Here is a 7,147-nt window from a genome sequence, read left to right as displayed (position 1 = left end):
CCCTCCGATCGCTAATCAACTTTAAAATTCATTGGCAACCGAACGTAGACACCATGCGGATCGTTGAAGCTTTTTAACACGTCGAGTTCGGATTTGACTTTGAGTAATTCTGTGGTGAGGGGATCTTGACTTTGGAGCGATCGCACTTCTTTACCACCCGCAAATTGTTTGAGTAGTTTTTCTTCCCAACCTTCAACAGCGGGATATTCTTCGAGTTCCCAATCGCGACCGAGTTTAGCAGTTTGGGCAGCATAAACGATCGCGTCGTTTAGACCGCCAATATCGTCAACTAAGCCGACTTTTTTGGCATCTGTTCCCGACCAAACTCGACCCTGAGCAATTTCGGCAACTTGCTGTTTAGGTAGTTTTCGCGATTCAGAAACTTTGCTAATAAAGTCCTCATAAATATCATTAACCATTTGCTGAGAAATCGCTAGTTCTTGAGGCGTACGCGGACGCGCAATTGTCATACTATCGGCTAATTTTGAGGTCTTGACCACATCCCAAGTTACGCCGTTATTGTTTGCTAGTTTTTGATAGTTAAAACTCATGCTAAACACCCCGATCGATCCGGTAATAGTATTCGGCTCGGCAAAGATCTTATTAGAATAAGTAGAAATCGCATAGCCGCCAGATGCAGCCATATCTCCCATCGAAACGACTACGGGCTTTTGTTTTTGTAATAGTCGGACTTCGCGCTGAATGATATCGGAAGCTAGAGCACTACCACCCGGACTATTGACGCGGAGAACGACGGCTTTGATATCATCATCGGTGCGTAATTCTCGCAATTGGCGGGCTAAACTATCGCCACCAATTTGACCGACACCGCCTTCACCGCTGACGATGTTACCTTGTGCGTAAAGTACGGCAATTTTGCGACTGGAAGTTTTGGGTGCGCGATTGGTGACTTCGGCATAGCGATCGAGTGTAACGCTGCGAAAATCAGTCTTATCTTCCTCATCGGCACCGCTAATCTTTTTGAGTTCGGTTTGGACTTCATCGAGGTAAGCCGTGCGATCGACTAGTTTTTCTTTAATCGATTGGGATGCAGTTAATGTCCCACGATCGTCAGCAATCTTTTGGATTGAATCGGGCGTAAGTTTGCGACTACTTGCAACTGATGACTTGAAGTCACCCCAGAGATTATTTAATAACTGTTGGGTTGCTTCGCGGGCTTCGGGACTGAATTTATTTAACGACCAAGTTTCACCAAAAGATTTGTACTTACCGACGCGGACGACTTCGACGCCAACGCCATATTTATCTAAGGCATTTTTAAAAAACATTGTTTCCGATCGAAAGCCATTAATATCGATCGAACCCATCGGATGGAGAAAGATCCGATCTGCCACTGAAGATAGATAATAATCGCGTTTGTCCATATCGACATTGTAGGCAATTACTTTTTTGCCTTTGGCGCGAAACCGCTCTAGGGCGTTCCGAACTTCTTTGAGCGTGGCAAAACCAGTACTGCTGAGTTTGCCATTACTCCCATCTAAATAAATTGCTAATATTTGCGGGTCATTGGTAGCAGAATCGATCGCATTGAGGACAGATTTTAATTCGGTGACGCGAATAGCTTCACCAGAGAGAGCTTGTTGTAAGGTTTTACCCGGATCGAGATCGACGATCGAGCGCGATAAATCGATCGTCAAAATCGATTTGTCGGGTATTTTTGCGGCTTCATTATTAGTGGCACTTTGGACGAGCGCGCCGATCGTAATTGTGACTAAAGTTAGCGATAGTGCTGAAAATAAAGTTAACCCTAAGAGACTACCGAGCGTACTAGCGAGAGCTTGTTTGAGAAATTGACGCATATTATCTAGAGCAGTGTGAGGAAGACCGTAAAATAAAATCTCAGTTTGAGCAGTTAAACTCGATTGCCAACTCTCGGACAGCGATTTGGCAATCGCCCGATCGATCTAGCGGTACTTCAATACCTGCTGTAAACGTGCGGCTAGCGATCGGCACATAGCAGCACTAATCCTCATTATGCCCAGATCTCGACCGCGATCGGACTAGTTGCCTAAAGCCTAATGGTAGAGTGACTGGGAGTGTCTGAGTGCCGCTACACTGGCATTACCCGTACAGAACAATACTGTTTGGATTTCGGCCATCAAAATCTGTGTTAGTTCGCGCACGGCAGCGGTAGAGCTGTCTGCGGCTTGCAAAAAGGGCAGAGCCAAACCACCGATATCCGCACCCAGCGCGATCGCTTTGGCGATATCCAAGCCATTGCGCAAGCCGCCCGAAGCAATCAAGGGCACCTCCGGCGCAATTTGCCGAATGCTGGTGATACATTCGGTCGTGGGTATCCCCCAGTCGGCAAACGTCTCTCCCAATCGGCGTTGGATCGCTGTTTGCGCCCGTTCGCTCTCGACTCGCGCCCAAGAAGTACCGCCCGCGCCAGCCACATCGATCCCACTTACCCCCGCTGCCAGCAACTGTTGTGCCATCGGTGCCGAGATCCCGTTCCCTACTTCTTTAACGATGACGGGTACGGGCAAGCGATCGCAAACGCTGGCAATGCGATCGAGCAATCCCCGGAAATTTGTGTCACCCTTGGGTTGAATACACTCTTGCAAGGGGTTGAGATGTAAAATCAAAGCATCTGCCTCTAATAACTCGATCGCGCGCTCGCACTCCTCAATTCCATACCGATAGTTTAATTGCACCGCCCCTAAATTTGCCAGCAACAAAATATCTGGGGCGATCTGGCGCACTTGGAAAGTAGCCGCAACTTGCGGCTGTTCGATCGCCACGCGCTGAGAACCAACACCCATCGCCAAGCCATATTCTTGAGCGACTTCAGCAAGGCGATAATTAATCTCTTGGGCTTGTAGTGTACCGCCAGTCATCGAAGAAATCAAAATCGGCGCACCGAGTTGTTTGCCCAGCAATTTTGTCGTCAGATCGATCTGATGGTAGTCTAGTTCTGGCAGACAACTATGGCTAAAGTGATAGCGATCGAAGCCACTGCTTTGACTTTGAAACTGGACATTTGATTCCAAACAAATGCGGATATGTTCGGCTTTGCGATCGACTGTAGACATAATTAGGTAGGTTCGGGGGCGATCTTGGGCTGCGGCTTACTTGTCTTCCGTAGCTTACCAAATAAATAGTCAGCCGCTCTCAATTACTTAATTGCTAGCAACTTACGAATGCGTTGCTAATTTGATGTATGCTGCTCCGCTCCCCGCTCCCCGCTGTCTTGAAAAGGTGCTTCACTTGCGGCGTTTTCTTATTCGGGGGGAACCCCCGAATAAGAAAACGACAAGACAGCGGAGTTCGTCCGGTCGGGTGCCCCGACCATGGAACGAACCCAAGCAGGGGAAACCCCAAGATCGCGCTTTTCGCTCCCCGCTCCTTCTCCAGCATTCATAATTAAATTCAGCAATGCCTTAATGATGGAACCGCCCGTAAATAGCATCAAACTGTCACAAACCGCCAAAGACCAACTGGTCAAACTCAAGCGCACGACTAAAATCGATCGCTGGAATGTTTTGTGTCGCTGGGCTTTTTTTCGATCGCTTGCCGAAGCCGCGCCACCTTCATTAGTGCCCCTACCAGCCGATAGCAATCTAGAAATGTCCTGGCAAGTATTTGGCGGAGAGCTAGCCGATCTGGCGATTCTGGCCCTCAGACAGCGATGTTATCGCGATGGACTGGCACTGACGCCAGAAATAGTGGCACAACAGTTTCGATTGCATTTGCATCGGGGTATCGGCTATCTCGCTGGCGATCCGAGTCTGCGCAAAATCGAACATTTAACAGCTCTGGCAATCGATCGGTCGGGATCGATCGAGAATTGATAATTACTTATTATTGAAGGACAGAAGATTGCGCTAATGAATTAGCGAGTTTGACTTACTATCGAATAAAATACTTTGTATTTATTTTGTTCGAGCGCAAGTATTTAAGGTGCGTTACGCTTCGCAATGCGTCAAGACAACACACCCTACGATTTTCTAATAAATCAAATATGACTACATACATTAATTACGATCGGCATAACTTGACGATCGAAAGTCCCATAGCTCGTAGCCGCTCGGATAAGCAATTTTTACGTATTTACCAATTAATTTTTCCCACCATTTGAGGGGATGCGGGAGCGAAGCTACTTGAATGTGCGGACAACCCACGAGCCGAGCACCCAAAAGATCGGTCAAAAGACTATCGCCAATTACCACCACCTGGCGGGGTGCGAGATCCATCGCGGCCATTGCGCTGCTAAACGCTGCTGGGTAAGGTTTTCGGGCGGACTGAATTGCTGGTATTTGTAAATATTCAGACCAATATGTAACTCGATCGCGATGGCCATTCGATAAGATAAATAGCTTGAATCCTAATTTTTTTGCCAGGGCGATCCAGGTAATTGCATAAGGCGATATGTAGCGATCGTCTTCAGAAATAATCGTGTTGTCGAGAGCAATAATTATACCTTGGATGGATTCATCCATCAGCCGACCGAGACTAACTGCTGCCAAAGATCGCGCTTGTTTCGGCCAACAATGTTCGCGAGCATTGTTCCTAAGCAGATCGGGTAAATATGTTGCAAACGAGAGCTTATTCATCTTCATTTTTGGACTTTATTAATAACTAATCTGGGATGGCCAAAATTCTCGATTTGCTGGAGTGAAAGCGATCGCTAACCAGAGCTAAAGCTGCGAAATATCACAATAAAAGTCAAATTTAAACATGCTTGTCGAGCTGTCTCGATCGACACAATTTAGATCTTAATCTGGGCAGAGTGTTTGTAGCATACTAGCATGAATGAAATTTAACATCTGTCAATTGGTAGATCGATCGCCGGATTGCCACTTATCTGGCAATTGCAAATTAGGGTAGGCGGCTCGGTTAGCCCCGACCCTAATTTTTGTAAATAACTCATAAAAATTGGATAAAGCTAGATCGCTACCCACAGATCGAAACGTGCGATCCCCACTTAACGGGCATCGATCGAGAGTCGCACTCGATCGCGGACGGGCGTGGGACGAGGATCGCGACTAGAACCAATTAGTTGCGCCACCCGCACCGCCGAGGAAATCGCGCCGCCATGCAAACCATCGCCCAGATACGCGCCCACATGATAGGTACGACGCTCGCCATTAGTAGCAACAATGTCATCGCGGTGACGAAAAGCGGCGGTAGTGTAGAGCGGGGTATGATGCGACTGAACGTGGACGATCCGATCGCGATCGATTAACTCTTCTAGTTGGAACGAGAGGAAATAATGGGGTGGCGGGGAGACATTGCCGAGCTGATTGAGATAGCCGTTATAACCCCAGCGGGTATTGGTTTGAAAAAAGTCAAATTCTGACGGGCGGGCGATTCCCGCTCGATCGTACATCAGGGCATCGCGATGGACGATACTGGTGATGTAGTTCGGCTGCCAAGCCCCAAACCGGCGGCTTTCTGCGGGGGTCGGATCGGCGATTAACGCCATGACTCGATCGGGTGGCGTGGCAAAGACGACGCGATCGAATCGTTGGACGTGACTGTTTTTGACAAAAATCTCGATGGCATCGGCACTGCGGACGACGCGCTCGATCTCGACATTGAGGGCAATGTTACCCCGAAAGCGCGCGAGGATTTTTTCGATATAAGTATATACCCCACCTTTAATCCCCACCCAATTAACGGCGATATATTCGCGGAGCATCGGAATTGCCAACTGAGCGGGAAAATCAGCGAGTAGTTCAAAGGGAATCGAGTAGCTATACATCACCAATAGCTTCAACCAAGTGTTGCGATCGCTAGGATCGCTCAAATATGCCGACAGCGATCGATCGCGCAAGTCTTGCACCCCAAAGCGGGCGCGCAGCCACAAGCCCATCGATTGAGCATACAGAGCATTCAGTCGCCACCGTTCGCGCCGCTGCGACATCCCGCTTAAGTTATTGGCGATCGTCACTCCCGACAGATATTTACGACCATCGTTAAAAAATATCGCCGAGCCAATCCGGACGGGTTCGAGTTCGACCTCTAGTTCCCGCATCAAGCGGATAAAGTCGCCAAAAGCCGTCGGAAATTCGAGGACGCCGCTTTCTAAAATCTCCGCGCAATTACTGTGAGTAGGCTTGACATTCTTGTTGAGCGTACGAATGTGTCCGCCCAGGATCGGCTGTCGCTCTAACACCGTCACCTGATGTCCTTGCCGATCGAGCAGGTAGGCTGTCACCATGCCACTGGCACCGCCGCCAATTACCGCAATTTTCATAATTAACCTCCAAATTAGGACGAGCTACTCCCTTCCCAGTGTCAAATTAGACATAATGTTTTAGGTCAAAAATCTCAATTGCCTAAAATCGCGTCGCCAGAGAGGCGTTGATAGAGGAGTGCCCCCGTCCAGATCGTCGGTGCAAAGCCGGGATAGCCAGACGAGGCATTGCAAAAATAAAACTGCCCTAGCGATGTTTCGTGATTCAATCGTCCCAACCCCATATTTTGCGGGGTCAAACTAGAACCATAGGAATTACCTTGGGGACACCAGCAATAGCGTTCGTTGGTCGTCGGACTCCCCGTCACCTGCAAGACCAAATGCTGCCGAAAATTCGGGACATAGTGTTGTTCGACGACATCGAGGATCGAGTCGAGGATTTCCTGCTTTTTCTGGTTGTATGCTTGGCGATCGCTTTGGCGCAGTTGCTTGAAATACTGGTAATTAGCCACAGTCAAAAATTCGACAATCTGGCAATCCTCGGGACAGTCGCGACTCTGGGCAGTCAGCAGTGTTGGGGTGGTAATCGCAAAGCTAGGATTGGAATAATCGTGGCGATCGTACATCTGGGCGAAGGCAACGTTGAGATCTTCGTGCCCCGTATGTTCGATATTCCACTTCCCAAAGCCGTAATCGCGGAGATCGAGATCTTTAACCACACAATAGGCCATGTAATTGGATGCCGAATACTCGTAGTTAAGCTTGCGGCGCACGGCTGGGGAGAACTTGTCGATGCCGATCTTGCGGGCGGCAGTTTGGGGGTCGATATTGCAGATAACGGTTTTACCGGTAAATTCCACGGCTTGCTTCGTGGTGAGATCGATCGCGCGCACGCCAGTCACGGTGCGATTTTCGATGACAAACTCCCGCACTTCATGCTCTAGCAATACTTCGCCGCCGTTAGAGACGATCGTATCGACAAAG

6 protein-coding genes are annotated in these 7,147 nt (G+C 48.8%); 1 reads left to right on the top strand and 5 read right to left on the bottom strand.

Annotation, left to right across the window (positions count from 1 at the left end):
* Positions 1-11: 11 nt before the first annotated feature.
* Together sppA and fni are read right to left on the bottom strand one after the other, a co-directional pair.
* Positions 12-1,820, bottom strand: a complete 1,809-nt coding sequence (sppA, locus tag RMO84_RS10185) for a signal peptide peptidase SppA (RefSeq protein ID WP_310488352.1) — start codon at positions 1,818-1,820, stop codon at positions 12-14.
* A gap of 216 nt (positions 1,821-2,036) precedes the next feature.
* Positions 2,037-3,056, bottom strand: a complete 1,020-nt coding sequence (fni, locus tag RMO84_RS10180) for a type 2 isopentenyl-diphosphate Delta-isomerase (RefSeq protein ID WP_310488351.1) — start codon at positions 3,054-3,056, stop codon at positions 2,037-2,039.
* Between the two features lie 354 nt (positions 3,057-3,410).
* On the opposite strand from fni, the gene dndE reads away from it, so the two are divergent.
* Positions 3,411-3,815 carry a DNA sulfur modification protein DndE gene (gene dndE, locus RMO84_RS10175; protein WP_396135824.1) on the top strand — a complete coding sequence of 135 codons (405 nt, stop codon included), beginning with the start codon at positions 3,411-3,413 and terminating at the stop codon, positions 3,813-3,815.
* A gap of 183 nt (positions 3,816-3,998) precedes the next feature.
* Here the strand turns inward: dndE and RMO84_RS10170 are convergent, their stop codons facing one another.
* The 3 genes from RMO84_RS10170 to RMO84_RS10160 form a co-directional block, all read right to left on the bottom strand.
* Complete coding sequence (locus RMO84_RS10170) at positions 3,999-4,583, bottom strand: YqeG family HAD IIIA-type phosphatase (RefSeq protein WP_310488349.1); 585 nt, start codon at positions 4,581-4,583, stop codon at positions 3,999-4,001.
* Positions 4,584-4,948: 365 nt separating this feature from the next.
* Complete coding sequence (locus RMO84_RS10165; protein WP_310488348.1) at positions 4,949-6,223, bottom strand: FAD-dependent oxidoreductase; 1,275 nt, start codon at positions 6,221-6,223, stop codon at positions 4,949-4,951.
* Between the two features lie 74 nt (positions 6,224-6,297).
* Positions 6,298-7,147, bottom strand: an 850-nt coding sequence (locus RMO84_RS10160) for a phytoene desaturase family protein (protein WP_396135823.1), incomplete at its 5' end; no start/stop codon positions are given.

The sequence above is a fragment of the Chamaesiphon sp. VAR_69_metabat_338 genome (assembly GCF_031423935.1).
Taxonomy (GTDB): Bacteria; Cyanobacteriota; Cyanobacteriia; order Cyanobacteriales; family Chamaesiphonaceae; genus Chamaesiphon.
The sequence above is the reverse complement of the archived record's forward strand: the minus strand, read 5'-3'. Positions and strand labels throughout refer to the sequence as shown.

What these genes read in the sequence shown, in the direction of transcription:
- dndE (WP_396135824.1), top strand. Translation starts at nt 3,411, where the DNA reads ATGGAACCGCCCGTAAATAGCATCAAACTGTCACAAACCGCCAAAGAC.
- RMO84_RS10165 (WP_310488348.1), bottom strand. Translation starts at nt 6,223, where the DNA reads ATGAAAATTGCGGTAATTGGCGGCGGTGCCAGTGGCATGGTGACAGCC.
- fni (WP_310488351.1), bottom strand. Translation starts at nt 3,056, where the DNA reads ATGTCTACAGTCGATCGCAAAGCCGAACATATCCGCATTTGTTTGGAA.
- sppA (WP_310488352.1), bottom strand. Translation starts at nt 1,820, where the DNA reads ATGCGTCAATTTCTCAAACAAGCTCTCGCTAGTACGCTCGGTAGTCTC.
- RMO84_RS10170 (WP_310488349.1), bottom strand. Translation starts at nt 4,583, where the DNA reads ATGAAGATGAATAAGCTCTCGTTTGCAACATATTTACCCGATCTGCTT.